This window comes from Kushneria konosiri (assembly GCF_002155145.1).
GTDB classification, from domain to species: Bacteria; Pseudomonadota; Gammaproteobacteria; order Pseudomonadales; family Halomonadaceae; genus Kushneria; species Kushneria konosiri.
The window spans coordinates 742,774-767,982 of sequence record NZ_CP021323.1 but is presented as its reverse complement, the minus strand read 5'-3'; the positions used below and the strand labels follow the sequence as shown (position 1 = coordinate 767,982).

Annotated in this window: 35 protein-coding genes and 1 pseudogene; 32 read left to right on the top strand and 4 right to left on the bottom strand. The window is 56.0% G+C overall.

The window, feature by feature from the left end:
• Nucleotides 1-13: 13 nt before the first annotated feature.
• The 29 genes and pseudogenes from tuf (at nt 14) to B9G99_RS03475 (ending at nt 15,929) form a co-directional block, all read left to right on the top strand.
• Entirely contained in the window at nt 14-1,207 is a 1,194-nt protein-coding gene (gene tuf / locus B9G99_RS03615; RefSeq protein WP_086620795.1) for an elongation factor Tu, read from the top strand.
• Between the two features lie 171 nt (nt 1,208-1,378).
• On the top strand, nt 1,379-1,690 hold the full coding sequence (gene rpsJ, locus B9G99_RS03610; protein ID WP_019951460.1) for a 30S ribosomal protein S10: 312 nt from the start codon (nt 1,379-1,381) through the stop codon (nt 1,688-1,690).
• Between the two features lie 143 nt (nt 1,691-1,833).
• Nucleotides 1,834-2,472, top strand: a complete 639-nt coding sequence (gene rplC / locus B9G99_RS03605) for a 50S ribosomal protein L3 (protein ID WP_086620794.1) — start codon at nt 1,834-1,836, stop codon at nt 2,470-2,472.
• Between the two features lie 13 nt (nt 2,473-2,485).
• Nucleotides 2,486-3,094 (top strand): 50S ribosomal protein L4, encoded by a 609-nt coding sequence (rplD, locus tag B9G99_RS03600; RefSeq protein ID WP_086620793.1) that lies wholly within the window; start codon nt 2,486-2,488, stop codon nt 3,092-3,094.
• A complete protein-coding gene (gene rplW / locus B9G99_RS03595) occupies nt 3,091-3,387 on the top strand; it encodes a 50S ribosomal protein L23 (RefSeq protein WP_086620792.1) in 297 nt (98 codons plus the stop codon). The genes rplD and rplW overlap by 4 nt, the downstream gene beginning before the upstream one ends.
• Before the next feature lie 16 nt (nt 3,388-3,403).
• Nucleotides 3,404-4,230: pseudogene (gene rplB, locus B9G99_RS03590) on the top strand (50S ribosomal protein L2).
• A 44-nt stretch (nt 4,231-4,274) separates the two neighbouring features.
• Nucleotides 4,275-4,550 carry a 30S ribosomal protein S19 gene (gene rpsS, locus B9G99_RS03585; RefSeq protein ID WP_008959165.1) on the top strand — a complete coding sequence of 92 codons (276 nt, stop codon included), beginning with the start codon at nt 4,275-4,277 and terminating at the stop codon, nt 4,548-4,550.
• A gap of 14 nt (nt 4,551-4,564) precedes the next feature.
• Entirely contained in the window at nt 4,565-4,900 is a 336-nt protein-coding gene (gene rplV, locus B9G99_RS03580) for a 50S ribosomal protein L22 (RefSeq protein ID WP_086620791.1), read from the top strand.
• Nucleotides 4,901-4,911: 11 nt separating this feature from the next.
• Nucleotides 4,912-5,613 carry a 30S ribosomal protein S3 gene (gene rpsC / locus B9G99_RS03575; RefSeq protein WP_086620790.1) on the top strand — a complete coding sequence of 234 codons (702 nt, stop codon included), beginning with the start codon at nt 4,912-4,914 and terminating at the stop codon, nt 5,611-5,613.
• 11 nt (nt 5,614-5,624) lie between these two features.
• On the top strand, nt 5,625-6,038 hold the full coding sequence (gene rplP / locus B9G99_RS03570) for a 50S ribosomal protein L16 (RefSeq protein ID WP_086620789.1): 414 nt from the start codon (nt 5,625-5,627) through the stop codon (nt 6,036-6,038).
• On the top strand, nt 6,038-6,226 hold the full coding sequence (gene rpmC / locus B9G99_RS03565; protein WP_086620788.1) for a 50S ribosomal protein L29: 189 nt from the start codon (nt 6,038-6,040) through the stop codon (nt 6,224-6,226). The genes rplP and rpmC overlap by 1 nt, the downstream gene beginning before the upstream one ends.
• Before the next feature lies 1 nt (nt 6,227).
• Nucleotides 6,228-6,494, top strand: coding sequence for a 30S ribosomal protein S17 (gene rpsQ, locus B9G99_RS03560; RefSeq protein ID WP_086620787.1), 267 nt, complete (start codon nt 6,228-6,230; stop codon nt 6,492-6,494).
• A gap of 46 nt (nt 6,495-6,540) precedes the next feature.
• Nucleotides 6,541-6,912, top strand: coding sequence for a 50S ribosomal protein L14 (rplN, locus tag B9G99_RS03555; protein ID WP_086620786.1), 372 nt, complete (start codon nt 6,541-6,543; stop codon nt 6,910-6,912).
• 16 nt (nt 6,913-6,928) lie between these two features.
• A complete protein-coding gene (gene rplX / locus B9G99_RS03550) occupies nt 6,929-7,246 on the top strand; it encodes a 50S ribosomal protein L24 (protein ID WP_086620785.1) in 318 nt (105 codons plus the stop codon).
• An 18-nt stretch (nt 7,247-7,264) separates the two neighbouring features.
• A complete protein-coding gene (rplE, locus tag B9G99_RS03545; RefSeq protein ID WP_086620784.1) occupies nt 7,265-7,804 on the top strand; it encodes a 50S ribosomal protein L5 in 540 nt (179 codons plus the stop codon).
• A gap of 10 nt (nt 7,805-7,814) precedes the next feature.
• On the top strand, nt 7,815-8,120 hold the full coding sequence (rpsN, locus tag B9G99_RS03540; protein WP_086620783.1) for a 30S ribosomal protein S14: 306 nt from the start codon (nt 7,815-7,817) through the stop codon (nt 8,118-8,120).
• A gap of 20 nt (nt 8,121-8,140) precedes the next feature.
• Nucleotides 8,141-8,533 carry a 30S ribosomal protein S8 gene (gene rpsH, locus B9G99_RS03535; RefSeq protein ID WP_086620782.1) on the top strand — a complete coding sequence of 131 codons (393 nt, stop codon included), beginning with the start codon at nt 8,141-8,143 and terminating at the stop codon, nt 8,531-8,533.
• 9 nt (nt 8,534-8,542) lie between these two features.
• Complete coding sequence (rplF, locus tag B9G99_RS03530) at nt 8,543-9,073, top strand: 50S ribosomal protein L6 (RefSeq protein WP_086620781.1); 531 nt, start codon at nt 8,543-8,545, stop codon at nt 9,071-9,073.
• A gap of 9 nt (nt 9,074-9,082) precedes the next feature.
• Nucleotides 9,083-9,433 carry a 50S ribosomal protein L18 gene (gene rplR, locus B9G99_RS03525; RefSeq protein WP_086620780.1) on the top strand — a complete coding sequence of 117 codons (351 nt, stop codon included), beginning with the start codon at nt 9,083-9,085 and terminating at the stop codon, nt 9,431-9,433.
• A gap of 11 nt (nt 9,434-9,444) precedes the next feature.
• Nucleotides 9,445-9,948: a 30S ribosomal protein S5 gene (gene rpsE / locus B9G99_RS03520; RefSeq protein ID WP_086620779.1), complete on the top strand. Its 504-nt coding sequence runs from the start codon at nt 9,445-9,447 to the stop codon at nt 9,946-9,948.
• A gap of 7 nt (nt 9,949-9,955) precedes the next feature.
• Nucleotides 9,956-10,141: a 50S ribosomal protein L30 gene (gene rpmD / locus B9G99_RS03515; protein WP_086620778.1), complete on the top strand. Its 186-nt coding sequence runs from the start codon at nt 9,956-9,958 to the stop codon at nt 10,139-10,141.
• A 5-nt stretch (nt 10,142-10,146) separates the two neighbouring features.
• Nucleotides 10,147-10,581: a 50S ribosomal protein L15 gene (gene rplO / locus B9G99_RS03510; RefSeq protein WP_086623262.1), complete on the top strand. Its 435-nt coding sequence runs from the start codon at nt 10,147-10,149 to the stop codon at nt 10,579-10,581.
• Nucleotides 10,582-11,916: a preprotein translocase subunit SecY gene (gene secY, locus B9G99_RS03505; RefSeq protein WP_086620777.1), complete on the top strand. Its 1,335-nt coding sequence runs from the start codon at nt 10,582-10,584 to the stop codon at nt 11,914-11,916.
• Nucleotides 11,917-12,155: 239 nt separating this feature from the next.
• A complete protein-coding gene (gene rpsM, locus B9G99_RS03500; protein WP_086620776.1) occupies nt 12,156-12,512 on the top strand; it encodes a 30S ribosomal protein S13 in 357 nt (118 codons plus the stop codon).
• A 37-nt stretch (nt 12,513-12,549) separates the two neighbouring features.
• Entirely contained in the window at nt 12,550-12,936 is a 387-nt protein-coding gene (gene rpsK, locus B9G99_RS03495; protein ID WP_009723883.1) for a 30S ribosomal protein S11, read from the top strand.
• 12 nt (nt 12,937-12,948) lie between these two features.
• Nucleotides 12,949-13,569 (top strand): 30S ribosomal protein S4, encoded by a 621-nt coding sequence (gene rpsD, locus B9G99_RS03490; RefSeq protein ID WP_086620775.1) that lies wholly within the window; start codon nt 12,949-12,951, stop codon nt 13,567-13,569.
• A 49-nt stretch (nt 13,570-13,618) separates the two neighbouring features.
• Nucleotides 13,619-14,617 carry a DNA-directed RNA polymerase subunit alpha gene (locus B9G99_RS03485; protein ID WP_086620774.1) on the top strand — a complete coding sequence of 333 codons (999 nt, stop codon included), beginning with the start codon at nt 13,619-13,621 and terminating at the stop codon, nt 14,615-14,617.
• A gap of 40 nt (nt 14,618-14,657) precedes the next feature.
• A complete protein-coding gene (gene rplQ, locus B9G99_RS03480) occupies nt 14,658-15,044 on the top strand; it encodes a 50S ribosomal protein L17 (RefSeq protein ID WP_086620773.1) in 387 nt (128 codons plus the stop codon).
• A gap of 180 nt (nt 15,045-15,224) precedes the next feature.
• A complete protein-coding gene (locus B9G99_RS03475; protein WP_086623261.1) occupies nt 15,225-15,929 on the top strand; it encodes an EAL domain-containing protein in 705 nt (234 codons plus the stop codon).
• Nucleotides 15,930-15,995: 66 nt separating this feature from the next.
• Here the strand turns inward: B9G99_RS03475 and uvrA are convergent, their stop codons facing one another.
• Nucleotides 15,996-18,827 carry an excinuclease ABC subunit UvrA gene (gene uvrA / locus B9G99_RS03470; protein ID WP_086620772.1) on the bottom strand — a complete coding sequence of 944 codons (2,832 nt, stop codon included), beginning with the start codon at nt 18,825-18,827 and terminating at the stop codon, nt 15,996-15,998.
• Nucleotides 18,828-19,137: 310 nt separating this feature from the next.
• Between uvrA and ssb the strand changes: the two genes are divergently transcribed.
• A complete protein-coding gene (ssb, locus tag B9G99_RS03465; RefSeq protein ID WP_086620771.1) occupies nt 19,138-19,722 on the top strand; it encodes a single-stranded DNA-binding protein in 585 nt (194 codons plus the stop codon).
• 82 nt (nt 19,723-19,804) lie between these two features.
• Here ssb and B9G99_RS03460 read toward each other — a convergent pair whose 3' ends face one another.
• Nucleotides 19,805-20,893 (bottom strand): glycosyltransferase family 4 protein, encoded by a 1,089-nt coding sequence (locus tag B9G99_RS03460; RefSeq protein WP_086620770.1) that lies wholly within the window; start codon nt 20,891-20,893, stop codon nt 19,805-19,807.
• A 141-nt stretch (nt 20,894-21,034) separates the two neighbouring features.
• Nucleotides 21,035-22,036 carry a DNA topoisomerase IB gene (locus B9G99_RS03455; protein ID WP_086620769.1) on the bottom strand — a complete coding sequence of 334 codons (1,002 nt, stop codon included), beginning with the start codon at nt 22,034-22,036 and terminating at the stop codon, nt 21,035-21,037.
• A gap of 201 nt (nt 22,037-22,237) precedes the next feature.
• Here B9G99_RS03455 and B9G99_RS03450 point away from each other — a divergent pair, with 201 nt between their 5' ends.
• The gene (locus B9G99_RS03450; protein WP_086620768.1) at nt 22,238-23,113 is read left to right on the top strand and encodes a sugar nucleotide-binding protein; all 876 of its coding nucleotides are present in this window, start codon (nt 22,238-22,240) and stop codon (nt 23,111-23,113) included.
• Nucleotides 23,110-23,862, top strand: a complete 753-nt coding sequence (locus B9G99_RS03445) for a lysophospholipid acyltransferase family protein (RefSeq protein WP_086620767.1) — start codon at nt 23,110-23,112, stop codon at nt 23,860-23,862. Before B9G99_RS03450 ends, B9G99_RS03445 begins: the two co-directional genes overlap by 4 nt.
• Before the next feature lie 111 nt (nt 23,863-23,973).
• Here the strand turns inward: B9G99_RS03445 and fabB are convergent, their stop codons facing one another.
• Nucleotides 23,974-25,200 (bottom strand): beta-ketoacyl-ACP synthase I, encoded by a 1,227-nt coding sequence (gene fabB, locus B9G99_RS03440; protein WP_086620766.1) that lies wholly within the window; start codon nt 25,198-25,200, stop codon nt 23,974-23,976.
• Nucleotides 25,201-25,209: the final 9 nt, after the last annotated feature.

Genomic DNA, 25,209 nt, shown 5'->3' with positions numbered 1-25,209 from the left:
AGAGGTTATAGCAGTGGCCAAGGAAAAATTTGAACGTTCCAAACCGCACGTAAACGTAGGCACCATCGGTCACGTTGACCATGGTAAAACTACGCTGACTGCGGCCCTGACACGTGTTTCTGCCGAGGTGTTCGGTGGTGACTGGCGTGAATTTGCTACCATCGACAACGCTCCTGAAGAGCGTGAGCGTGGTATCACGATCTCGACAGCACACGTTGAATACCAGTCTGAAACGCGCCACTACGCGCACGTTGACTGCCCGGGGCACGCTGACTACGTCAAGAACATGATCACCGGTGCTGCCCAGATGGACGGCGCTATCCTGGTCTGTTCCGCAGCTGACGGCCCGATGCCGCAGACTCGCGAGCACATCCTGCTGTCTCGTCAGGTCGGCGTTCCGTTTGTCGTTGTCTTCCTGAACAAGGCTGATATGGTCGATGACGAAGAGCTGCTCGAGCTGGTCGAGATGGAAGTTCGTGAACTTCTGTCCGAGTATGACTTCCCGGGTGATGACACGCCGATCATCATCGGTTCTGCTCTGATGGCACTGGAAGGCAAGGACGACAATGGCATGGGTACCACCGCCGTTGCCAACCTCGTTCGCGCCATGGATGAGTATATCCCCGAGCCTGAGCGTGCCATTGATCAGCCGTTCCTGATGCCGATCGAAGACGTCTTCTCCATCTCTGGTCGTGGTACCGTTGTGACCGGTCGTATCGAGCGCGGTATCGTCAAGCCGGGCGAAGAAGTCGAGATGATCGGCCTCAAGGACACCGTCAAGACTACCGTTACCGGTGTCGAGATGTTCCGTAAGCTGCTCGACGAAGGTCGTGCTGGTGAGAACGTTGGTGCCCTGCTGCGTGGTACCAAGCGTGATGACGTCGAGCGTGGTCAGGTTCTGGCCAAGCCGGGCAGCATCAAGCCGCACACCAAGTTCGAGTCCGAAGTCTACATCCTGTCCAAGGAAGAGGGTGGCCGTCACACGCCGTTCTTCAAGGGCTACCGTCCGCAGTTCTACTTCCGTACCACTGACGTGACCGGTACCTGTGAACTGCCGGAAGGCGTTGAAATGGTCATGCCGGGCGACAACGTTAAAATGGTGATCACCCTGATCGCTCCGATCGCCATGGAAGACGGCCTGCGCTTCGCTATCCGCGAAGGCGGTCGTACCGTTGGCGCTGGTGTTGTTGCCAAGATCATCGAGTGATTTAGCGGCTCGAAATCTAAAGGGGCCTCCGTCGGGAGGCCCCTTTGTCATATGCATGTTTGACTCTGAGCGAGTGCCTGCCTATAATGCGCATCCTTTTGAGGCGTGCGTAGGCGGTCAGGCGCCCATCGGCGTCAGACATCGTCTTGAATTTCCCTGGAGTCCCGGGTAATGCAGAACCAAAAGATTCGCATTCGCTTGAAAGCCTTTGATCATCGTCTTATCGATCAGTCCGCACAGGAAATTGTGGATACTGCCAAGCGCACTGGTGCGCAGGTTCGCGGTCCCATTCCGCTGCCGACCAGGCGTGAACGGTATACCATTCTGATTTCTCCGCACGTCAACAAGGACGCGCGCGATCAGTATGAGATTCGTACCCACAAGCGTGTGCTGGATATCGTTGAGCCGACCGAGAAAACGGTTGATGCACTGATGAAGCTTGATCTGGCAGCTGGTGTAGACGTACAGATCAAGGTTGATTAACCCAACACTAGTCACTCACGCGGCATTTTAGGGCACACGCCCTGCCGCTCACGCCGGGATGGCGTCACACAATGTGCTAGTGGAATGCTCTGGAAAGGGCAGCCATAGCGGGTGATAGCCCCGTACACTAAAGGAGACTGAACATGTCTATCGGTTTAGTCGGTAAAAAGAGCGGCATGACCCGTATCTTTACCGAAGATGGCGCATCTGTGCCGGTAACCGTAATTGAAGTCGAGCCCAACCGCGTCACGCGTATCAAGACTCTCGAGTCTGATGGGTACCGTGCCGTACAGGTTACTGCAGGCTCGCGCAAGGCCAAGCACCTCACCAAGGCAATTGCCGGGCAGTATGCCAGCGCAGGTGTTGAGGCCGGTCGTTTCCTCGCGGAATTCCGTCTTTCCGAAGGCGAAGAAGATCCGCAGTCCGGAAGCGAGCTCACCGTATCCCTCTTCGAAGCAGGCCAGCTCATCGACGTCACTGGTACGTCAAAGGGCAAGGGTTTCCAGGGCGCAGTCAAGCGCTGGAACTTCCGTACGCAGGACGCCACTCACGGTAACTCTCTGTCGCATCGCGCGCCGGGTTCCATCGGTCAGTGCCAGACGCCGGGTCGCGTCTTCAAGGGCAAAAAGATGGCCGGTCAGATGGGTAACGAGCGTGTCACCGTTCAGAGCCTTGAAATCGTCCGTGTTGACACCGAACGCAATCTGTTGCTGGTAAAGGGCGCCGTACCTGGTGCTGCCGGTAGCGATGTGATCGTGCGCACCGCTGTCAAAGCTCGCTGAGGGGTAGGTAACGATGAATCTCAATCTTGCAGGTGCAGGAGCCGGGGCCGTCGAGATTTCCGACGACACCTTTGGCAAGGAATTCAACGAGGCGCTGGTTCACCAGGTCGTGACTGCCTATCTGGCAGGCGCGCGTCAGGGTACCCGTGCACAGAAAAACCGTTCTGACGTCAGCGGTGGCGGCAAGAAGCCGTGGCGTCAGAAGGGCACCGGTCGTGCTCGTGCCGGTACCATCCGTTCGCCGATCTGGCGTACCGGTGGTGTGACCTTTGCGGCCCGTCCGCAGGATCACTCCCAGAAGGTCAATCGCAAGATGTACCGCGCTGCCATGCGCTCCATTCTTTCGGAGCTTGTGCGTCAGGAACGTCTGGTCGCTGTTGATGCCTTTACCGTAGACAGCCCCAAGACCAAGCAGCTGGTTGGTCGTCTTTCCGACCTCGGTCTGGAAAAGGTGCTGATCGTGACTGACGAGCTGGATCAGAATCTATATCTGGCCGCTCGCAACATTCCCAATGTGAATGTGATCGAAGCGTCGAGCGCGGATCCTGTCAGCCTGATTGCCTATGACAAGGTGCTGATGACCGTACCCGCCCTCCGCAAGTTCGAGGAGAAGCTGGCATGAATCAGGAACGCGTATTCCAGGTGCTGCTTGGTCCGCACATGACCGAGAAGGCGGCCTACGCTGCAGAGCGTAACCAGTACGTCTTCAAGGTCGCCAGCGATGCTACCAAGCCCGAAATCAAAAAGGCCGTTGAAGCTCTTTTTGAAAAGAAGGTCGACAGCGTCCAGGTCCTGAACATGAAGGGCAAGGTCAAGCGTAATGCTCGTGGCGAAGGCCATCGCAGCGGTTATCGCAAGGCCTACGTCACCCTGGCTGCGGGCGAAACGCTCGAAGACTTCACCGGCGCCGAGTGAGGCAGGAGAACGGATCATGGCAGTAGTCAAGACAAAACCAACGTCCGCCGGCCGTCGCCACAAGGTGAAGGTCGTCACTGAAGGGCTGTACAAGGGGCGTCCGCATGCGGCGCTGACCGAAGCACAGTCTCGTTCGGGCGGTCGTAACAACCACGGTCGTATCACTACCCGTCACGTGGGTGGTGGCAATCGCCAGCACTATCGTCTGGTTGATTTCAAGCGCAACAAGGATGGCATTCCGGCCATCGTCGAGCGTCTTGAATACGATCCGAATCGCAGCGCACACATTGCACTGCTGAAATATGTGGACGGTGAACGCCGTTACATCATTGCCCCCGCGGTGTTGCAGAAGGCGATCGTCTGGAGTCGGGTGTCAACGCACCGATTCGTCAGGGCAACGCTCTGCCTCTGCGCAACGTTCCGGTTGGTTCGACCATTCACTGCATCGAGCTCAAGCCCGGCAAGGGCGCGCAGCTTGTACGCAGCGCCGGTACCAGTGCTCAGCTGGTTGCACGTGAAGGCAACTATGCCACCGTGCGTCTGCGTAGCGGTGAAATGCGTCGCATTCTGGCTGAATGTCGCGCCACTCTGGGCGAAGTCGGCAATTCCGAGCACAGCCTTGGGCAGCTCGGCAAGGCCGGCGCCAAGCGCTGGAGAGGCGTACGTCCGACGGTTCGCGGCGTTGCGATGAACCCGGTTGATCACCCGCATGGTGGTGGTGAAGGTCGTACCAGTGGTGGCCGTCATCCGGTAACCCCCTGGGGTATTCCGACCAAGGGTCACAAGACGCGCAAGAACAAGCGTACCGACAAGCTTATCGTGCGTCGTCGCAAAGCCAGATAAACGGTGCCGCAAGGCCAAACATCAGTATTTAAGGGGTAACGGCTGTGCCACGTTCACTTAAGAAAGGTCCCTTCATTGACCTTCATCTTTTGAAGAAGGTTGAGGCGGCTGTGGAAAAGAGCGACCGCAAACCGATCAAGACCTGGTCGCGTCGCTCGATGATCCTGCCCAATATGGTAGGACTCACCATTGCTGTCCATAACGGTCGCCAGCATGTACCGGTTCACGTCTCCGAAGAGATGGTGGGCCACAAGCTGGGCGAATTTGCTGCCACCCGCACCTATCGCGGTCACGCGGCTGACAAGAAAGCCAAGCGGTAAGGGAGAGGACCACAATGGAAGAAGTAGCTGCTAAATTGCGCGGCGCTCGCCTGTCCGCCCAGAAGGCTCGTTTGGTGGCAGATCAGGTGCGGGGCAAGCCGGTCGCAGAGGCACTGAATATCCTGGCATTTTCGCCCAAAAAGGCGGCTGTGCTGGTGAGAAAGGTACTGCAATCCGCTATCGCCAACGCGGAAGAAAATAACGGCATGGACATCGACGAGCTTCGCGTCTCGACCATCTGTGTCGATGAGGGCATGACGCTCAAGCGTATTCTGCCGCGTGCCAAGGGCCGTGCGGATCGCATCATGAAGCGTACCTGCCATATCACCGTCAAGGTAGCCGAGAAGTAGGAGTCGACCAGATGGGTCAAAAAGTCAATCCAGTCGGTATTCGTCTCGGGATCGTCAAGGACCACACTTCCGTGTGGTACGCCGAGCGCGGTGCTTATGCCGACAAGCTTAATAACGATCTCGAAGTTCGCAGTTTTCTGTCCGAGCGTCTGAAAAGCGCCTCTGTCAGCAAAATTCACATCGAGCGTCCGGCCAACAACGCCCGTATTACCATCCATACCGCTCGTCCGGGTATCGTGATCGGCAAGAAGGGTGAAGATGTCGAGCGTCTGCGTCGTGATCTGACCAATCTCATGGGCGTGCCTGTTCACGTCAACATTGAGGAAGTTCGCAAGCCTGAACTCGACGCTGCGCTGGTAGCGCAGAACGTTGCTGGTCAGCTCGAGCGTCGCGTCATGTTCCGTCGTGCCATGAAGCGTGCGGTACAAAACGCCATGCGTCTGGGCGCCAAGGGTATCCGGATTCAGCTTTCCGGTCGTCTTGGTGGTGCAGAAATCGCGCGTACGGAATGGTATCGCGAAGGCCGTGTTCCCCTTCACACCCTGCGTGCCGATATCGATTACTCGGTTTACGAGGCGCACACCACTTACGGTGTCATCGGTGTCAAGGTGTGGATCTTCAAGGGCGAAATTCTTGGTGGGATCGAAGAAGTCCGTGCGAAGCAGAATAATTCGCAGACTGGCGCTCCCGGCAAGAAGAAAGGTTCCAAGTAAGGGGATAGTCGATGTTACAGCCCAAGCGTACCAAATTCCGCAAGCAGCAGAAGGGCCGCAACCGCGGTCTGGCGCATCGCGGTAGTAGCGTGAGCTTCGGTGAGTACGGCCTCAAGGCGACCGGCCGTGGTCGTATCACTGCTCGTCAGATTGAAGCCGGCCGTCGTGCTATCACGCGTCATGTCAAACGTGGCGGCAAGATCTGGATCCGCGTATTCCCGGATAAGCCGATTTCCGAAAAGCCGCTCGAAGTCCGTATGGGTAAGGGCAAGGGTTCCGTCGAGTACTGGGTCGCTCAGATTCAGCCCGGCAAGGTGCTCTATGAAATTGAAGGCGTATCGGAAGAGATGGCGCGTGAAGCGTTTAGTCTCGCGGCTCAGAAGATGCCCGTTGCCACTACCTTTGTGAAACGGACGGTAATGTAATGAAAGCTCAGGAACTTCGTGACAAGTCGACCGAAGCGCTCAATGAGCAGCTGTTCGAACTGCTGCGCGAGCAATTCAACCTGCGGATGCAGAAGGCTACCGGTCAGTTGAGCCAGAACCATCTGCTCAAACAGGTTCGCCGCGACATCGCGCGCGTGAAGACTGTGCTCAACGAGAAGGTGGACTGAAATGGCCGAAGAACAGGCAAAGCAAGCACGCAGGCTCACCGGTCGTGTGGTGAGTGATCGGATGGAAAAATCGATCGTTGTCATGATCGAGCGTCGTGAGCGCCATCCGATTTACGGTAAGTACATGAAGCGCTCCACCAAACTGCATGCGCACGACGAAACCAATCAGGCCCACATCGGCGATCTGGTTTCCATCGAAGAGTGTCGGCCGCTTTCAAAGAAAAAGGCATGGACTCTGGTTGAAGTCGTCGAGCAGGCCAGAGGGTAAGGCAACTGCCTAAACCCGTGCATCAGTTCAGGTTTGGAGAAAACCGATGATTCAAACGCAAACAATGCTGGATGTCGCTGACAACAGCGGAGCGCGCAGGGTCCAGTGCATCAAGGTCCTGGGTGGCTCTCACCGCCGTTACGCCCGTGTTGGCGACATCATCAAGGTCACGGTCAAGGAAGCGATTCCGCGTGGCCGTGTCAAAAAGGGTCAGGTGCTCAAGGCCGTTGTAGTACGCACACGCAGCGGAATTCGCCGTCCGGATGGTTCTCTTATCCGCTTCGATGGCAATGCGGCGGTTTTATTGAACAACGCCAACGAGCAGCCGGTAGGCACTCGTATTTTCGGGCCGGTAACCCGCGAACTTCGTACCGAGAAGTTCATGCGGATTATCTCCCTGGCGCCCGAAGTGCTGTAAGGAGCGAGGCGGAATTATGCGCAAGATCAAACGTGATGATGAAGTCGTCGTCATCGCCGGCAAGGACAAGGGCAAGCGCGGTACCGTCAAGCGGGTTCTGCAGGACGGGCGCTACGTGGTTTCAGGTGTGAACATGATCAAGCGTCACACCAAGCCCAACCCGATGGCCGGCAATCAAGGGGGTATCGTTGAGCGTGAGGCTCCGATCCACGGTTCTAACGTTGCCATCTTCAATACGGAGACCGGCAGGGCGGATCGGGTCGGCTTTCAGATGAATGACGACGGTACCAAGATCCGTATCTTCAGGTCGACGCAAAAGCAGATCGACGCCTAACGCGATTCGGGTGGCAACATGGCGAACTTGAAAGAGCAGTACAAAGACGAGGTGATGGCCAAGCTCACAGAGCAGTTTGGCTACGCCAACGTAATGCAGGTGCCCCGGATCACCAAGGTGACCCTGAATATGGGCGTCGGTGATGCGACCAGCGACAAGAAGCTGATCGATAATGCCGTGGCTGATCTGGAAAAGCTTTCCGGCCAGAAGCCTATCGTGACTCTGGCTCGCAAGTCAGTTGCGGGCTTCAAGGTACGTGAAGGCTGGCCGATCGGTACCAAGGTAACCCTGCGCAGTGAGCGCATGTGGGACTTCCTTGACCGGCTGGTAAACATCGCGATCCCGCGTATTCGTGACTTCCGTGGCCTCAATGCGAAATCATTTGATGGCCGTGGGAACTACTCGATGGGTGTGCGTGAACAGATCATCTTCCCCGAGATCGAATACGACAAGGTTGACCGTGTTCGCGGGCTGGATATCACCATCACGACGTCTGCCGGCACCGACGAAGAAGCTCGTGCACTCCTGAGTGCGCTGAACTTCCCCTTCCGGAAATAAAGGTGTAATCATGGCAAAGAAAAGCATGGTTGAGCGCGAGCGCAAGCGCGCCGAGCTGGTAGACAAGTACGCAGCCCGTCGTGCAGAGCTCAAGGCGATCATCAGCAACGTCAACAGCTCGGACGAAGAGCGCTTCGATGCGCAGCTGCAGCTGCAGAAACTGCCGCGTGATTCGAGCCCGGTACGCCAGCGTAATCGCTGCCGCGTCACCGGCCGTCCGCACGGCTTTTACAACAAGTTCGGACTTGCACGCAACAAGCTGCGTGAAGCGGCCATGCGTGGCGATGTGCCCGGGCTGACCAAGTCCAGCTGGTAATCGCATCAGGAGCGTTATCGATGAGCATGCAGGATACACTCGCGGATATGCTGACCCGTATCCGTAATGCGCAGATGGCGACCAAGGAGACGGTGACCATGCCGTCTTCCAAGATCAAGGTCGAAGTCGCGCGTGTTTTGAAAGAAGAAGGTTACATTGCCGACTTCTCCGTTGAAGGCGACGTCAAGGTTGACCTGACGATTACCCTCAAGTACTTCGAAGGCAAGCCGGTTATCGAGCACATTCAGCGTGTTTCGAAGCCTTCCCTTCGCAGCTACAAGGGCAAGGATGAACTGCCGCGCGTAGCAGACGGTCTGGGTGTGGCCATTGTGTCCACTTCCAGAGGTGTCATGACCGATCGTGCGGCGCGCCAGGCAGGCGTCGGCGGTGAAGTCATCTGCACCGTATTCTAGGAGTCTATGATGTCCAGGATTGCAAAATACCCGGTTAAGCTGCCCAGCGGTGTGGAAGTCACGCTCGAGGAAGGCAGGCTGACCGTCCGGGGCGGTCAGGGGCAGCTGGAAATGAACGTTCACAACGATGTTGTGATTGGCCAGCAGGAAGGCCAGCTGACGTTCGAACCCAGCGCTTCAGCCAAGAATTGGGCCATGGCCGGTACGACCCGCGCTCTGGTCAACAACATGGTCGTTGGTGTTACTGAAGGCTTTACCCGTTCGCTGGAAATTACCGGTGTGGGTTATCGTGCTCAGGCCAACGGTCAGACACTCAACCTGACACTTGGTTTCTCTCACCCGATCGATTACAAGGTGCCTGAAGGCGTGGTTGTTGAAACGCCCAAAAACACCACGATCGTTCTCAAGAGCGCTGACAAGCAGCGTCTTGGTCAGGTGGCTGCAGAGATTCGTGCGTTCCGTCCGCCGGAGCCCTACAAGGGCAAGGGTGTTCGTTACAGCGATGAACGCATCCTTCGTAAAGAAGCCAAGAAGAAATAGGGCAGGGTTATGAACGCGAAGAAAGAAGCTCGTCTCCGTCGTGCCCGCCGCACGCGCGCCAAGATCCGCGAACTTGGTATCAACCGTCTGAGTGTCAATCGCACACCGCGTCACATGTACGCTCAGATTATTTCCGCAGACGGTGGCCAGGTTCTGGTCAGCGCCTCCACGCTCGACAAGTCGCTGCGTGAAGATGCGACCGGCAATGCCGACGCCGCTGCTCGCGTTGGTACACTGCTGGCCGAGCGCGCAAAGGAAGCGGGAATTACTGAAGTTGCCTTTGACCGTTCCGGGTTCAGGTACCATGGTCGGGTCAAGGCCCTCGCTGATGCCGCGCGCGAAGGCGGCCTGCAATTCTAAAGGGTTCTACGATGGCGAATAACGAACAGAGAGGCAACGGCGATCTGCAGGAAAAGCTTGTTCAGATCAACCGTGTTGCCAAAGTGGTCAAGGGTGGCCGTATTTTCGGTTTCACTGCCCTGACCGTCGTAGGTGATGGCAATGGTCGTATCGGCTTCGGTCGTGGCAAGGCACGTGAAGTGCCGGTCGCGATCCAGAAGGCGATGGACCAGGCTCATCGCAACATGATCAAGGTCGAACTGCGCGGTAACACGCTGCAGTATCCGGTACGTGCCAACCATGGTGCTTCCAAGGTCTTCATGCAGCCTGCTTCTGAAGGTACCGGCATCATCGCAGGTGGTGCGATGCGTTCGGTACTGGAACTGGCTGGTGTACATGACGTTCTGGCCAAGTGCTATGGCTCGACCAATCCGGTCAACGTCGTGCGCGCAACCGTCAAGGGCCTCGCTTCCATGCGTTCTCCCGAGGACGTTGCGGCAAAGCGTGGCCTGTCCGTTGAAGCGATTACGGGGTAAGCGCGCCATGTCAGCCACAATCAGAGTTACTCAGGTACGCAGCACGATCGGCGTACTTGAAAAGCACAAGGCCACCATGCGCGGTCTGGGTCTTCGTCGTATCAACCATACGGTTGAGCTTGAAGACACACCTGCCGTTCGTGGCATGATCAACAAGGTCAACTACCTCGTTCGCGTTGAAGGAGCTCAGTAATGACCATGAAACTGAATAGCCTGAGCCCGGCGCCGGGTGCCAAGCACGCTGAAAAGCGTGTTGGTCGCGGTATCGGTTCCGGCCTCGGCAAGACCGCTGGTCGCGGTCACAAGGGTCAGACCTCTCGCAGCGGCGGCTCCATTAAGCCGGGTTTCGAAGGTGGTCAGATGCCGCTTCAGCGTCGTCTGCCCAAGTTCGGCTTTACCTCCGCCAAGTCGCTGGTCAGCGAAGAAGTTCGTCTTAACGAGCTGGCCAATGTCGAAGGCGACGTTGCTGATCTGGCAAGCCTGAAAAAGGCCAATGTACTGAAAAATGCCACGCGTTTTGCCAAGGTTGTGCTGTCCGGCAATCTTGATCGCGCCATTACCGTACGTGGTCTGAAAGTCACCAAGGGTGCACGGGCTGCCATTGAAGCCGCCGGTGGCAAGGTAGAGGACTAAATGGCAAAGTCAGGAAAAGTACCGGCTAATATGCAAAGCGGTCTGGGCGAGCTCTGGGCTCGCCTAAGGTTCGTTTTTATCGCAATCGTGGTGTATCGCATCGGTGCCCACATTCCAGTCCCCGGTATCGATCCTGACCAGCTCACTGCCTTGTTCAGAGAAAATCAGGGCACCATCCTGAGCATGTTCAACATGTTCTCGGGCGGTGCCCTGCAGCGCATGAGTATTTTTGCACTGGGCATCATGCCTTATATTTCTGCATCAATAATCATGCAGCTTCTGACCGTGGTTTCGCCGCAGCTTGAACAGCTGAAGAAGGAAGGCGAGGCCGGCCGTCGAAAGATCAGCCAGTACACTCGCTACGGCACGGTGTTGCTGGCATTGATCCAGGCGATCGGCATGTCAGTAGGGCTTGTCAGTAACGGGGTCGCTTACAGCGCCGATTTCAGCTTCTACTTTACGGCGGTCACCACGTTTGTGGCAGGTGCCGTATTCCTGATGTGGCTGGGTGAACAGATTACCGAAAAAGGGATTGGCAATGGCATCTCGCTGATCATCTTTGCCGGTATTGTTGCCGGTTTGCCCGGTGCGCTCGGGCAGTCATTCGAGCTGGCCCGCAACGACGGTGCCTGGAATGTGCTGCCGCTGCTGGCACTCGGTGTTCTGGGTATTGCAACGGTCGCCTTTGTGGTTTTCATCGAGCGTGGACAGCGCCGTATTACGGTAAACTATCCGCGCCGACAGGTCGGCAACAAGATGTATGCCGGCCAGAGCAGCTATCTGCCGATGAAGGTCAACATGGCCGGCGTCATTCCGCCCATTTTTGCCTCGAGCATTCTGCTTTTCCCGGCGTCGCTGGGTCAGTGGTTTGGACAGGGCGAAAACATGGGGTGGCTGACGACAATTTCTCAGGCTCTCGGGCCGGGTCAGCCGTTGTATATTCTGCTGTTTGCCACTGCCGTTGTTTTCTTCTGTTTCTTCTACACTGCTCTGGTTTTCAACCCGAAGGATGTAGCAGATAACCTGAAGAAGTCGGGAGCATTCCTGCCGGGCATTCGTCCCGGTGAGCAGACATCGCGTTATATCGACAAGGTCATGACGCGTCTTACGTTGTTTGGCGCTCTCTACATTACGCTGGTCTCCCTGATGCCCCAGTTCCTCATGGTGGCATGGCAGGTACCCTTCTACTTCGGCGGCACTTCGCTGCTGATCGTTGTAGTGGTCGTCATGGACTTCATGGCGCAGGTTCAGTCTCATCTGATGTCCAGTCAGTATGAGTCCGTAATGAAGAAGTCAAACCTCAAGGGTTATGGCAGCGGCGGTGTAATGCGCTGACATGTCCCGGTGATGGCAGGTCGTTGTTCAGGCCTGCCATCTATCACTCAGGTCGCAAGGCCTGATCATGCCGTCATACAGTTTCACTGTGATTGCGGTAGAGGCGGGAAGCTTCAGCTTCACTGCCAAAGAGACAGGTTGTGATGCATACCCCTTGCCATGAGTTATCAGGGGAGGTATGCTATTGCGCCTTTTACAGACGATTAACCGAGCAAGCCGCTCAAATTCGGAGAAAGCTGATGGCCCGTATTGCAGGCGTCAATATCCCGGACAACAAGCATGCGGCGATCTCGCTGACCTACATCTACGGTATTGGTCGCACCCGCGCTAAGGAAATCTGTGCGCAGGTGGGTATCGCACCCGACGTCAAGGTTGGAGATATCTCCGCCGAGAAACTCGACGAAGTGCGTACTGCAGTTGGCCAATATGCCGTGGAAGGCGACCTTCGCCGTGAGATTACGCTGAATATCAAGCGTCTCATGGATCTGGGTTGCTACCGTGGTCTGCGCCATCGTCGCAGTCTTCCGATGCGCGGGCAGCGCACGAAGACGAATGCGCGTACCCGCAAGGGACCGCGTAAACCGATTCGCAAATAAACGCATGTCCGGCGTTTAGAATTCAGGAACATCAAACATGGCTAACCCGCGCAGTAACCGTAAAAAGGTTAAAAAGCAGGTCGTGGATGCGGTTGCCCACATCCATGCCTCTTTTAACAATACGATCGTGACGATCACAGACCGCCAGGGCAACGCTCTTTCATGGGCCACTGCCGGTGGTTCGGGTTTTCGTGGTTCTCGCAAGAGCACCCCGTTCGCTGCCCAAGTGGCAAGTGAACGTGCAGCTACCGCTGCAGCCGAGTATGGTGTGAAAAACGTCGACGTACTGGTCAAGGGCCCGGGGCCCGGCCGTGAGTCCGCCGTGCGTGCATTGAATGCCGCCGGTTTTCGCGTGCAGAGCATTACCGACGCGACACCCATTCCGCACAACGGGTGCCGCCCGCCGAAAAAGCGTCGCGTTTAAGGAGACACACTCATGGCACGTTATACTGGTCCGAAGTGCAAGCTCTCTCGTCGCGAAGGCACCGACCTCTTTTTGAAGAGCGGTGTCACGGCGTTCGAGAAGAAGTGCAAGTCAGAGACTCCCCCGGGTCAACACGGTCAGCGCCGTCAGCGTCTTTCCGAATACGGCTCGCAGCTGCGTGAAAAGCAGAAGGTCCGTCGTTACTACGGCGTACTGGAAAAGCAGTTCCGCAATTACTACAAGGAAGCCGCGCGTCAGAAGGGAGCCACTGGTGAAGTTCTGCTTCAGCTCCTCGAGACTCGCCTCGACAACGTTGTCTATCGCATGGGCTTTGGCTCGACTCGCAGCGAATCTCGCCAGCTGGTCAGCCACAAGGCCATCGCCGTCAACGGTCGTACCGTCAACGTGGCGTCCTACAAGGTTCGTCCCGGTGACGTGGTCAGCGTTCGTGAAAAGGCCAAGAATCAGTCGCGCATTCAGCAGTCCCTCGAACTTGCTGGCAATCGCGGCGATGTAAGCTGGGTCGACGTTGACTCGAAGAAGATGGAAGGCACTTTCAAGGCCCTGCCTGAGCGCGGCGACCTGTCTGCCGACATCAACGAAAACCTGATTGTCGAGCTGTACTCCAAATAAGCATTGAGCTTTTTTGGATTAACCGTTTGGCAGCCTGATAGGTGTTCATATGCAGCGTTCAGTGACAGAGTTTCTAAGACCTCGCGACATCAAGGTCGAAGAAGTCAGCGCGAATCATGCAAAGATCGTGCTCGAGCCTTTCGAGCGCGGCTTTGGTCATACTCTCGGGAACGCCCTGCGTCGTATTCTGCTGTCATCCATGCCTGGGTGTGCGATTACAGAAGCAGAAATCGAAGGCGTTCTGCACGAGTACAGCGCGATCGAAGGTGTTCAGGAAGATGTTATTGAAATCCTCCTGAATCTGAAGGGCGTGTCCATCAAGATGCATGGCCGCGATGACGTTGTATTAACGCTGAACAAGCAGGGCCCGGGCATCATGACCGCCGGCGATATTGCCGCTGATCATGACATCGAGATTGTCAATCCGGATCACGTCATTGCTCATATCAATGATGGCTGTGAACTGAAAATGCAGCTGCGCGTCATGCGCGGCCGTGGCTACGAGCCTGCAGACGTCCGTGCCGAGCGTGATGATGAGTCACGCGCCATTGGACGGCTTCAGCTTGACGCCACGTACACACCGGTTCGCCGTGTTTCCTATGCTGTCGAAGCAGCGCGTGTTGAACAGCGCACTGACCTCGACAAGCTGGTCATTGATCTGGAAACCGATGGCACGCTGGATCCCGAAGAAGCCATTCGCCGCTCTGCAACCATTCTGCAGGAGCAGCTGGCTGCCTTCGTTGATCTTGAAGCCGAGAAAGAGCAGGAAGTAGTGGAAGAGGAAGATCAAATCGATCCGATTCTGCTGCGTCCTGTCGACGATCTCGAATTGACTGTCCGAAGTGCCAACTGCCTCAAGGCCGAGAATATCTACTATATCGGTGACCTGATTCAGCGCACCGAGGTAGAGCTTCTTAAAACACCCAATCTCGGCAAGAAGTCGTTGAATGAAATCAAGGACGTTCTCGAGGCCCGTAATCTTTCACTCGGCATGCGGCTGGACAATTGGCCGCCGGCGAGCCTGAAAGACGACAAGGCCTCTGCCTGAACGGGTGACTCGCGCCCCAGATTGGTAAGGAATCTTATCCATGCGTCATCGTAAAACCGGTCGTCATCTAAGCCGTAACAGCTCGCATCGTAATGCCATGTTCCAGAACATGTGCATTTCGCTGGTCGAGCATGAAATGATCAAAACCACGCTGCCCAAGGCCAAGGAGCTGCGTCGTTATATTGAGCCGCTGATCACCCTGTCAAAGAATGACAGTGTGGCCAATCGCCGTCTGGCGTTCAGCCGTACCCGTTCCAAGGATACGGTTGGCAAGCTCTTTAACGAGCTGGGTCCGCGCTACAACACCCGTCCGGGTGGTTATGTACGCGTTCTCAAGTGCGGCTTCCGTGCCGGCGACAACGCGCCCATGGCGTACGTCGAGCTGGTTGATCGCCCGGTAGCAGCAGAAGCCAGCGGCGAAGAATAAACCGCCCTTTTTGCTATCGTCAGAAAAGCCGACCTCCGGGTCGGCTTTTTTTGTCTCTGAAAAATACCTTCCTGATCCATACTGACAATCCAATCAGCCTTTTGAGTGCTTGCCGTGGGATGTCATTTCGTCAACGGGGAATGTGAAAACTGTCAAAATGATCTGCCGTTCTCTTTTACCATGGCCTTTCAGCCGATTGTGGATCTTGAAAATGGCAGCGTTTTTGCGCATGAAGCACTGGTTCGCGGTGTTAATGGTGAGTCAGCCTGGTCAATACTGTCGCAGGTCACGCCAAAGGATCTTTATGCCTTTGATCAGGCCTGTCGGGTCCGTGCGATCGAGATGGCCAGCCAGCTGGGCATGACCTCCAGGCTGTCCATCAATTTCCTGCCCAATGCTGTTTACGAGCCACGTGCCTGCATACGTGCCACCCTTAAAGTAGCCGAGCGGGTGGGGTGGTCTCTTGATAACCTGATTTTCGAGATTACCGAAAACGAGCATGTGACGGATCGCGATCATCTGCACCACATCGTCGAGGAGTATCATGAGATGGGGTTTAGTGTGGCGCTGGATGATTTTGGTACCGGCCATGCCAACCTTGATCTTTTGACGGTATTGTCACCGAATCATCTGAAGCTGGATCGAATCTTGATCAGCAATATTGATCACGATCGGCGGCGTCAGAACATGGTGCGTCACATCTGCTCGATGGCTGGATCCCTTGATATGGGGCTGGTGGCTGAAGGGGTCGAAACGCTGGAAGAAGCGCGATGGCTGTATCAAAACGGCATCACGCGTCATCAGGGCTATTACTATGCACGACCTGCCTTTCAGGCCCTGCCTGACATTGATCCGGGGTGTTTCAGCGCTGTAACCGCCGCATAAAAAGGCCGGAAGCAGGGTGGCTTCCGGCCTTGCCCTTCAAGGGTCTGGAAAGTTATTTATATACAGTCAGTAGCCTCGCGCCAGCAGCGGCTTCAAAAAGCGTCCGGTATGTGAGATCTCCTGCTCGCTGATCTCTTCGGGTGTGCCTTCGGCAATGATGCGTCCGCCGCCGGAACCGCCCTCGGGGCCGAGATCAACAATCCAGTCGGCTGTTTTGATCACATCCAGGTTGTGCTCGATCACCACTACAGAATTACCCTGATCGCGCAGTCGATGCAGGACGCCCAGCAGCTGTCTGATGTCCTCGAAATGAAGCCCTGTTGTAGGTTCATCAAGAATATAGAGCGTCTTGCCGGTATCACGCTTGGCCAGCTCTCGCGCCAGCTTGACGCGCTGCGCCTCCCCTCCGGATAGCGTGATCGCACTTTGCCCAAGCTTGATGTAGGACAGTCCGACGTCCATCAGGGTCTGCAGTCGACGAGCGATGGCGGGGACCGGCGAGAAAAACTCGACGGCTTCCTCGATCGTCATCTCCAACACATCGTGAATGCTTTGCCCCTTGTAGAGTACGTCCAAGGTTTCCCGGTTATATCGACGACCGCCGCAGACGTCACAGGGCACGTAAATGTCGGGCAGAAAATGCATTTCCACCTTGATCATCCCTTCGCCCTGACATGCTTCACAACGTCCGCCCTTGACGTTGAACGAGAAACGCCCGGGCTTGTAGCCGCGGGAGCGAGCTTCGGGCGTACCGGCAAACAGTTCCCGGATGGGCGTAAAGATGCCGGTATAGGTAGCCGGGTTGGAGCGCGGCGTTCGTCCGATGGGGCTCTGGTCGATATCAATGACCTTGTCGAGCTGATCGAGGCCCTCGATCGTCTTGTAGGCAGAGGGCGTCAGTGTGGTGGCCTTGTTGAGTTCGCGCGCCGCCACGGGCATCAGCGTGGCATTGATCAGGGTCGACTTTCCTGAACCCGATACACCCGTCACGCAGACAAAAAGGCCCAGCGGCAGCGCCAGATCCACGTTATCCAGATTATTGCCGGAGGCCCTGGTCAGGTGCAGCACCTTCTCCGGATTGATCGGCGTGCGCGTTGACGGGATCTCGATGCGTCGAGTGCCCGACAGATACTGGCCGGTCAGCGAGTCCTGACTGGCCTCAATGTCATCCGGGGTGCCCTGAGCGATAATCTGACCCCCGTGGACGCCGGCGCCAGGGCCGATATCGAGCACATGATCGGCAGAGCGGATGGCATCTTCATCGTGTTCGACCACGATGACCGTGTTACCCAGATCGCGCAGCCGGGTCAGGGTCTGCAGGAGACGATCATTGTCACGCTGATGAAGGCCGATGGAGGGTTCATCGAGAATGTACATGACCCCTACCAGTCCGGCACCGATCTGGCTGGCCAATCGAATGCGCTGAGCTTCGCCGCCTGACAGGGTGTCAGCACTGCGTTCCAGCGTCAGGTAGTCGAGTCCGACATTGACCAGAAATTCGAGACGGCTGGTGATCTCGTAGAGGATGCGCGTGGCGATTTCCCCGCGGCGTCCGGGAAGGTCCATGACGCCAAAAAAGGTTCGGGCCTCGCCAATCGGTTTGGTGACGACCGACGGCAGCGAATGGTCATCGACAAAAACGTGACGCGCCTCACGGCGTAAACGACTGCCGTGACAGGTCGGGCAGGGGCGTACGGCCAGATGGCGCGATAGATCATCACGGACCATGCTCGAATCGGTTTCCCGATAACGGCGTTCCATATTGGGCAGCACGCCTTCAAAGGCATGCTCGCGTGAGACTTTCTTGCCGCGATCGTTAACGTAGGAAAACGAAATGGATTCGCGACCGCTACCATGCAGAACGACATCGCGAACGCGTTGCGGCAACTGCTTCCAGGGCGTTTCCAGCTCGAACTTGTAGTGCGCCGCCACGGCTTCCAGCTGATTGAAATAGTAGATGCTGCGTCTGTCCCATCCCTTGATGACGCCTTCAGACAGGGAGAGTTCGTCCTGACGGATAAGCTTGTCGGGATCGAAGAACTGATGCACCCCCAGCCCGTCGCAGCTCGGACAGGCACCTGCAGGATTGTTGAAAGAGAACATGCGCGGCTCGAGCTCGGCGATCGAGTAGCCACAGATGGGGCAGGCAAAGCGAGATGAAAAAATCATGTCCTCACGATCGCCGTCCATGAAATGCAGCACGGCTGCGCCATCGGCAAGTCCGAGCGCGGTTTCAAAGGACTCTGCCAGACGCTGTTCGATGTCCTCTCGGATCTTCAGGCGGTCTACCACGACACTGATGTCATGCTTCTTGTTCTTGTCGAGCGTGGGCAGCTCATCGAATTCATACGTTTGACCGTCGATCTGAACCCTCACGAAGCCCTGGGTGCGCAGTTCGGTCAACGTCTGCTGATGTTCTCCCTTGCGGCCCTTGATGATGGGCGCCAGCAGCATGACCCGAGTGCCTTCTTCCAGCGCGAGTGTCTGGTCGACCATCTGCGAAACGGTCTGAGCCTCCAGGTCAAGCTCGTGATCAGGGCAGCGTGGCGTCCCTGCACGGGCATAGAGCAGGCGCAGGTAGTCGTATATTTCGGTGATGGTGCCGACGGTCGAGCGCGGATTGTGCGACGTGGATTTTTGTTCGATGGAGATGGCCGGTGACAGCCCTTCGATGTGGTCAACATCGGGCTTTTCCATCATTGAGAGAAACTGACGCGCATAGGTCGAGAGTGATTCGACGTAGCGGCGTTGTCCTTCTGCATACAGAGTGTCAAAGGCCAGGGAAGACTTGCCTGATCCGGAGAGCCCGGTAATGACAATCAGCTTGTCACGGGGCAGCTCGACATCAATGTTCTTCAGGTTGTGGGTGCGGGCCCCACTCACCGAAATACGATCCATACCTACCTCATCGCCGGCGTCGGAAAGACACTATAGAAGGTGTTGAAAGCGAGGCGCAAAATGCAGTGCACAGCGTTTTCCATGTGGCGCGCAGCCCGGTAAAATGGAGCTGGCATGCCATAAAGGTTGGGTGCCTGTCAGGGCACATCAAAAGTCACCGCGCAGGATGCCCCTTTTGTACGTTCGGGTATCTGCGTGGCAAGGCCTGCATTGCAGTGAATATCCATACAGTTATTATAGACGATCATGTCAAGGCGATGGCCTTGTCAGTTCATTCGTTTAAACATGCCAGCCGGCACTGGAGAGAAACATGGCCCGTGGGGTAAACAAGGTCATACTGATCGGCAATCTGGGTCAGGACCCGGAAGTACGTTTTCTGCCCTCCGGCAGTCCTGTCTGCAATCTGCGTCTGGCAACTACTGATACCTGGACCGATCGTCAGAGCGGTCAGCGTCAGGAACGCACCGAGTGGCACAGCGTTGTCATGTTCAACAAGCTGGCTGAAATTGCGCAGCAGTATGTCAAAAAAGGTTCGCGCCTTTATATCGAAGGGCGTCTGCAGACCCGCAAGTGGCAGGGTCAGGATGGCCAGGATCGCTATTCGACCGAAATCGTGGCCAACGACATGCAGATGCTGGATAGTCGCAGCGGAGCTCAGGGCGGTGACTTCGGTGGTCAGGGCGGCGGTGGCTATGGCCAGGGTGGTTACGATCAGCAGGGCGGCGGTGCGCGCCAGAACAGCCCCTCGGGTGGTCAGAACCAGGGCGGCTACGGTCAGGGCCAGGGCAACTATGGTCAGAGCCCTCAGCAACACCAGCAGGGTGGTCAAAACCAGGGGGGCGGCGCGCCGAACCCCGGCAGCTTCGACGATTTCGACGACGAAATTCCGTTCTAGATTTTTCCTTTTGCTGAATAAAATTAAAGTAATGGTGCCTTCCTTTCAGGAGGCACCATTTTTTTTCATAGCGCTTCATGCATTACAGAGAATTAAAGAGTTTTCTCCAGTGATGAATGACTTCATGACGATCAAAGCGCTTGGCGTTTTGAGCTGCGGCTGCCGATAAGGCTTCATATTTTTCAGGATCGATAGCCTTTTCTATTGCATCAGCAAACTCTTTTTGGTCGAAAGTAGGGACCAGATATCCATCCTTTCCATCGGTGACTATTTCACGCGGACCTGTTTCACAGTCGAAGGCAACGATAGGTAGTGAATAGTATTGCGCTTCTATCAACGACATCGGCAATCCCTCGAACCTGGAAGGCATTAGCATAATGTCCGCGCGTTTATATAATTGTCCTATATCCTGACTGCTACCATAAAGCTCACAGTGGTTTTCTAGTTCATGTTGTTCAATTAAGGATTGTAGCTTGGTACGATCTTCGCCTTCCCCAGCGATAATGAGCTTCCAGTCAGGATGGCGTTTGGTAAAATCTTTCCAGGCGGGAATTAACAGATCAAAACCTTTCTGATAGGTCAGCCGTCCTACACCAATAGCTGTTTTATTCGATGGCGCGGTTCTTGTTTGCAAAACTTCAGTAAAAGGAGAGGGGTTGGGGATATAAAGAAGATTTGAACGATTCCTGAATTGATCAATATCCCTAGAAGTTAAAAATACAACTCTGTCATAGCGGGGAAGTGTGGCTCGTTTGAGTTTTAATACCAGCCCTGAATGACTACTGAAAGCAATGTGCTCACAAGCAACATGCTTTGTTTTTCGCGAAAATAAACGATCTTTCAGTATAAATGGAGCGGCAAAAACCGTAAGGCGACCCATGCTGGGATAAAGTACAATATCCGGACGGTCCTCTTTTATAATAGTGAAGGCTTGCGATAACAGTTTGAGATAGCCAGCCTGGCCGGAAAGATTGCTTTTATTTAAAGGTACAATATGGATGTTGGAAAAATCATAGGTCGTGTGTGAATCCTTATCGAGTAGCCCTATGATCTTGATATTTGCTTCTTTTGCCAGCAGAGGAAGAATAACGCTGCAAACACGTTCAATGCCGCCGCCGGTCGTTATATTGTCAATAATCACATAAATTTTTTTGCCGGCTAAATCATTCATCAAGGATATTCCTGAAGCGTTTATATGGGTCAAGTGTTTTGGGTGAAAAAGAGCCAAGTTGGTTTAAATAAAAACTGATAATTATATGGCAAGCCTACTATCTGTTGCGACAGGAGGCTATGCAGATGCAAGACTGTTTTCTTATTTTCTCTTCAGACGGGCCTGAAGGAGCTTCAGAATGGCGCGTTCTTCAGGGCCCGTTAGATCATCCTCATCAAGGGCATCCTCAATCTGCTCCAGAAAGTGTCGCAATAGCCGGCCATCAAGGTAGTTTTCGATCACGCGAGGGTCGATATAGCTTGAGCGCGCAATGCTGGGGGTATTGCCCAGACGGGTGGCGACACGCTCCACCGCCTCACGAATATACGACTGGCTGGCATCGTCATCATCGCCGATGCCCAGCTCATCAAGAGCGAGCGCTGCAATGGAAGTGCCGGCCCAGGTCCGAAAGTCCTTGGCGCTGAAGCGCTCTCCCATGACCTCATGGATATAATCGTTAAGGTCATGGCTATCGACACGCACCTTGTGGCCGTCGTCGTCAAAATACTTGAAGATTTCATAGCCTGGAATGTCGTCAAGCTCCCCGACAATCTGTGCCAGCTTTTCGTCTTCAATCACCTTGTGCTGCTGCTGGCCGCTTTTGCCCTGATAGTCGAAAATCAGCTCGTCGCCGTTGATGGTCAGATGGCGCGAGCGCATGGTCGTCAGCCCATAGGAATCGTTCTGCTCGCTGTAGCTGTCATTACCGGGGCGAAAATAGGCCGTATCCAGCAGTCTGACCATGCAGGCCAGCACCTTCTCTCGAGGCATGCCCTCGCGGGCCATGTGCTGACCGGTGATACGTCGCATGGTCGAAAGCCGCTGTGCAAAGTCGACGATGCGATCGAATTTCATTTTCTCGCGCTGTTCACGCCACTGGCTGTTATAGACGTATTGCTTGCGTCCGACGCTGTCTCTTCCCGTGGCATGAATGTGTGCCTTGTGATCGAGCGTAATGGTCACATCACGCCATGCTGGCGGAATGGCAAGCCCCTTGATCCACTCCCGCCAGTGTTGATCCCTCAGGGTCTTTCCTGCTTCATCGCGGTAGGTAAACCCCTTGCCGCTGCGATGGCGCGTGACGATGGTGGCTTCTTTTGTCATTCAGGCAGGCTTCTTGTCTGTTAAACGGCTCATGAGTCCTTGAATGATGATAGTCGATGATCGCAGGCCTGCTGCTGCGCAGCCTTTGGCATGCGACGGGGTCTGGACAGTGCAACCCATGGGTTTTTTTTGTAAAGTGTCGGGCCTGCCGCGTCACTGCCCGCCAAGAGTGACGTCATTTTCTGTCGGGCCGCAAACTCAATGAAACTATTACTGCTTGATGCCGATCACTGTCTTGGTCGGGCGCTCATCGATGAAAGCGACTCGCGAAGCGATGTTGAATTGATCATGGAGCGTTCCCGCCAATGCCCGCTGCCGCAGTTAAAGGCATGGGCGCCGGACGTTGTCATTTTTCCACCCTTGTTGTGTCCGGCCAGTGTCGACTATGCCGAGATGATCGAGCATGTCGAACAGGTAGAGGCCATCATGATGGCCTGTCACGAACTTGGCGTGCCGCTGGTCTGGTTTGTCAGTGATCAGGTCTTTGATACCGGGTCGGACATGCCCATCGAAGAAAGCATGTTGCCCTCGCCCCGGGATGAGGGTCTCCAGCGCCTGCTGGAGACGGGCAACCGGATTCGTTCGGGACTGACCGAGCATTTTATCGTGCGGACCGGTCCGCTGATGGCGCTGAAAGGTCGCAACGCCTGGCTGGCACGCATGCTGGAGGAGCTGGTAAGCGGCAAGACCCTGCGCGCGGCAGAAGATGAAATTGTCTGTCCAACCCCGGTACAGGCGGTGGCTCGTGCCGTGATCGGTATGCTGGCGCAGCAATTTTCGGGCGCCAACGCCTGGGGGGCCTATCATCTTGCCGGTGTGGAACCGGTCAGTCTTTATACCTTTCATGGCGTAGTGCGCCATCAACTGGAGATTCAGCTCGCCAGAAGAAACATTGATATGACGCCTGGCGAGATCAAGCCGCTGCACCACCATCATGATCAGCCGCTGCGACGCGTGCTCAACTGTCGTCAGATGCTTGAGACCTTTGGCGTTCATCAAAAGCCCTGGCGGCTGGCGCTGGACGCCATGCTCGAACAATGGTGTCAGGCACGCTTTGACGAGGAGAAGGGGACGTGAAGGCGCTACGCAGTCTGCTGTTTTATACCGGCTATCTGATGGCCATTCTTGTTAGTGCCGTCACCCTGGTGCCGCTGGCCTTTTTTCTACCGCTCAATGGCCGCTTTCGAGTCCTGAACCTTTACAACCACTTCATCGTGTTCTGGTTTGGACTCTGTTGTGGCGTACGCTATCGCGTGGAAGGTCGTGAGCATATCCCGGATGGGCCCTGCGTGCTGTTGTCCAATCATCAAAGCGAGTGGGAAACCCTGTTCCTTCAGACCATCAAGTCGCCCATGTGCACGGTGCTCAAGCAGGAGTTGCTGAAAATCCCGGTTTTTGGCTGGGCGCTGAGAATGCTCAGGCCGATCCCGCTGGATCGATCAAAACCCTCGAGGGCGCTCAAGCTGGTGTTAACGGAAGGTGCTGCCCGTCTGGCTTCGGGGCTTTCCGTTTTGTTGTTTCCCGAAGGGACGCGGGTGCCGCCTGGCGAGCGCCGCCGCTTCAACAAAAGCGGTATTCATATGGCCTGCCGGGCCGGGGTGCCGATACTGCCTGTCGCTCATAACGCCGGTGAGCACTGGCCGGGCAAAAGTCTTTTCAAAAAGCCCGGGCAGATCAATGTCGTGATCGGTGAGCCCATTGCCACTCGAGATCGCAAACCGGATGAGGTGACGAGGGAAGTCGAGCAGTGGATCGAGCAGGAGCTGGCGCGTATCTCGAAGGTTCCCCGGCCGGCACCAGAGGACGCCGCTGTCAGCACACTATAGAAGCCGATCAGATAGCGACAGGCCGCTGTAAAATGCAGGGCTGGATGGCATGCATGAAAAAGGGCGCCCGTCGGGGCGCCCTTTTCGGTTGGCAACTGCCTGTCATGGCGATCAGGACGATTGGTCGGCCATGCGCTGGAAGATCAGGCAGGCATTGGTGCCGCCAAATCCGAAGCTGTTGGACAGAACCCGTTCAAGGCGTACGCCATCACGACGCTTTGTCACGATATCCAGATCGCTGGCTTCCGGGTCGATTTCATCGATATTGGCAGAGGCGCAGATGAAATCGTTTTGCATCATGAGAAGCGAATAAATGGCTTCCTGAGCGCCGGTCGCTCCCAGAGAGTGTCCGGTCAACGATTTGGTCGAGGAGAGTGCCGGAACCTTGTCACCGAAGACGTCACGCAGGGCCTTGATCTCGCACATGTCGCCAACCGGCGTCGAGGTGCCATGCGTATTGATATAGTCGATGTCCCCTTTAACGGTCGCCAGGGCCTGCTGCATGCAGCGAGCGCCGCCCTCACCGGAAGGAGCTACCATATCATGGCCATCGGAGTTGGCGCCGTAGCCTACTACCTCGGCATAGATTTTGGCGCCACGTGCTCTGGCATGCTCGAGCTCTTCGAGCACCAGCATGGCGCCACCACCTGCGATGACAAAGCCGTCGCGGGCCGTGTCATAGGCACGAGATGCTTTCTCGGGGCAGTCGTTGTAGCTGGTGGACAGCGCCCCCATGGCATCGAACAGGCACGACAGGGTCCAGTGTTCCTCTTCGCCGCCGCCGGCAAAGACGACGTCCTGCTTGCCCAGCTGAATCTGCTCGACAGCGCTGCCGATACAGTGTGCTGACGTCGCACAGGCTGAAGAGATGGAGTAGTTGACCCCCTTGATCGCGAAGGGCGTGGCCAGACAGGCAGATACCGTGCTGCCCATGGTTCGGGTCACGCGATAGGGGCCGACTCGACGCAGGCCCTTGTCGCGCAGGATATCGGCGGCTTCCACCTGATTGGCAGAGGACGCGCCGCCCGAGCCGGCAATCAGGCCGGTGCGAACGTTGGACACCTGGTCAGGCGAAAGGCCGGCGTCCTCGATGGCCTGCTGCATGGAAACGTAGGCGTAGGCGGCCGCATCGCCCATGAAGCGGCGCTGCTTGCGATCGACCAGAGCGTCCAGGTCGATATCAACAACACCGGCAACATGGCTTCGCATTCCGCGCTCGACATACTCATCGCGAAAGCGAATACCCGAACGGCCTTCCTTCAGGGACTGAAGGACCTGATGCTGATCGTTGCCCAGGCAGGAGACAATGCCCAGGCCAGTGACTACCACTCGTCGCATGGGAGCCTC

Bases quoted from the DNA above. Each gene is read 5' to 3' on its own strand.
- rpsJ (WP_019951460.1), top strand. From the start codon at position 1,379: ATGCAGAACCAAAAGATTCGCATTCGCTTGAAAGCCTTTGATCATCGT.
- rplC (WP_086620794.1), top strand. From the start codon at position 1,834: ATGTCTATCGGTTTAGTCGGTAAAAAGAGCGGCATGACCCGTATCTTT.
- rplD (WP_086620793.1), top strand. From the start codon at position 2,486: ATGAATCTCAATCTTGCAGGTGCAGGAGCCGGGGCCGTCGAGATTTCC.
- rplW (WP_086620792.1), top strand. From the start codon at position 3,091: ATGAATCAGGAACGCGTATTCCAGGTGCTGCTTGGTCCGCACATGACC.
- rplV (WP_086620791.1), top strand. From the start codon at position 4,565: ATGGAAGAAGTAGCTGCTAAATTGCGCGGCGCTCGCCTGTCCGCCCAG.
- rpsC (WP_086620790.1), top strand. From the start codon at position 4,912: ATGGGTCAAAAAGTCAATCCAGTCGGTATTCGTCTCGGGATCGTCAAG.
- rplP (WP_086620789.1), top strand. From the start codon at position 5,625: ATGTTACAGCCCAAGCGTACCAAATTCCGCAAGCAGCAGAAGGGCCGC.
- rpmC (WP_086620788.1), top strand. From the start codon at position 6,038: ATGAAAGCTCAGGAACTTCGTGACAAGTCGACCGAAGCGCTCAATGAG.
- rpsQ (WP_086620787.1), top strand. From the start codon at position 6,228: ATGGCCGAAGAACAGGCAAAGCAAGCACGCAGGCTCACCGGTCGTGTG.
- rplN (WP_086620786.1), top strand. From the start codon at position 6,541: ATGATTCAAACGCAAACAATGCTGGATGTCGCTGACAACAGCGGAGCG.
- rplX (WP_086620785.1), top strand. From the start codon at position 6,929: ATGCGCAAGATCAAACGTGATGATGAAGTCGTCGTCATCGCCGGCAAG.
- rplE (WP_086620784.1), top strand. From the start codon at position 7,265: ATGGCGAACTTGAAAGAGCAGTACAAAGACGAGGTGATGGCCAAGCTC.
- rpsN (WP_086620783.1), top strand. From the start codon at position 7,815: ATGGCAAAGAAAAGCATGGTTGAGCGCGAGCGCAAGCGCGCCGAGCTG.
- rpsH (WP_086620782.1), top strand. From the start codon at position 8,141: ATGAGCATGCAGGATACACTCGCGGATATGCTGACCCGTATCCGTAAT.
- rplF (WP_086620781.1), top strand. From the start codon at position 8,543: ATGTCCAGGATTGCAAAATACCCGGTTAAGCTGCCCAGCGGTGTGGAA.
- rplR (WP_086620780.1), top strand. From the start codon at position 9,083: ATGAACGCGAAGAAAGAAGCTCGTCTCCGTCGTGCCCGCCGCACGCGC.
- rpsE (WP_086620779.1), top strand. From the start codon at position 9,445: ATGGCGAATAACGAACAGAGAGGCAACGGCGATCTGCAGGAAAAGCTT.
- rpmD (WP_086620778.1), top strand. From the start codon at position 9,956: ATGTCAGCCACAATCAGAGTTACTCAGGTACGCAGCACGATCGGCGTA.
- rplO (WP_086623262.1), top strand. From the start codon at position 10,147: ATGAAACTGAATAGCCTGAGCCCGGCGCCGGGTGCCAAGCACGCTGAA.
- secY (WP_086620777.1), top strand. From the start codon at position 10,582: ATGGCAAAGTCAGGAAAAGTACCGGCTAATATGCAAAGCGGTCTGGGC.
- rpsM (WP_086620776.1), top strand. From the start codon at position 12,156: ATGGCCCGTATTGCAGGCGTCAATATCCCGGACAACAAGCATGCGGCG.
- rpsK (WP_009723883.1), top strand. From the start codon at position 12,550: ATGGCTAACCCGCGCAGTAACCGTAAAAAGGTTAAAAAGCAGGTCGTG.
- rpsD (WP_086620775.1), top strand. From the start codon at position 12,949: ATGGCACGTTATACTGGTCCGAAGTGCAAGCTCTCTCGTCGCGAAGGC.
- B9G99_RS03485 (WP_086620774.1), top strand. From the start codon at position 13,619: ATGCAGCGTTCAGTGACAGAGTTTCTAAGACCTCGCGACATCAAGGTC.
- rplQ (WP_086620773.1), top strand. From the start codon at position 14,658: ATGCGTCATCGTAAAACCGGTCGTCATCTAAGCCGTAACAGCTCGCAT.
- B9G99_RS03475 (WP_086623261.1), top strand. From the start codon at position 15,225: ATGGCCTTTCAGCCGATTGTGGATCTTGAAAATGGCAGCGTTTTTGCG.
- uvrA (WP_086620772.1), bottom strand. From the start codon at position 18,827: ATGGATCGTATTTCGGTGAGTGGGGCCCGCACCCACAACCTGAAGAAC.
- ssb (WP_086620771.1), top strand. From the start codon at position 19,138: ATGGCCCGTGGGGTAAACAAGGTCATACTGATCGGCAATCTGGGTCAG.
- B9G99_RS03460 (WP_086620770.1), bottom strand. From the start codon at position 20,893: ATGAATGATTTAGCCGGCAAAAAAATTTATGTGATTATTGACAATATA.
- B9G99_RS03455 (WP_086620769.1), bottom strand. From the start codon at position 22,036: ATGACAAAAGAAGCCACCATCGTCACGCGCCATCGCAGCGGCAAGGGG.
- B9G99_RS03450 (WP_086620768.1), top strand. From the start codon at position 22,238: ATGAAACTATTACTGCTTGATGCCGATCACTGTCTTGGTCGGGCGCTC.
- fabB (WP_086620766.1), bottom strand. From the start codon at position 25,200: ATGCGACGAGTGGTAGTCACTGGCCTGGGCATTGTCTCCTGCCTGGGC.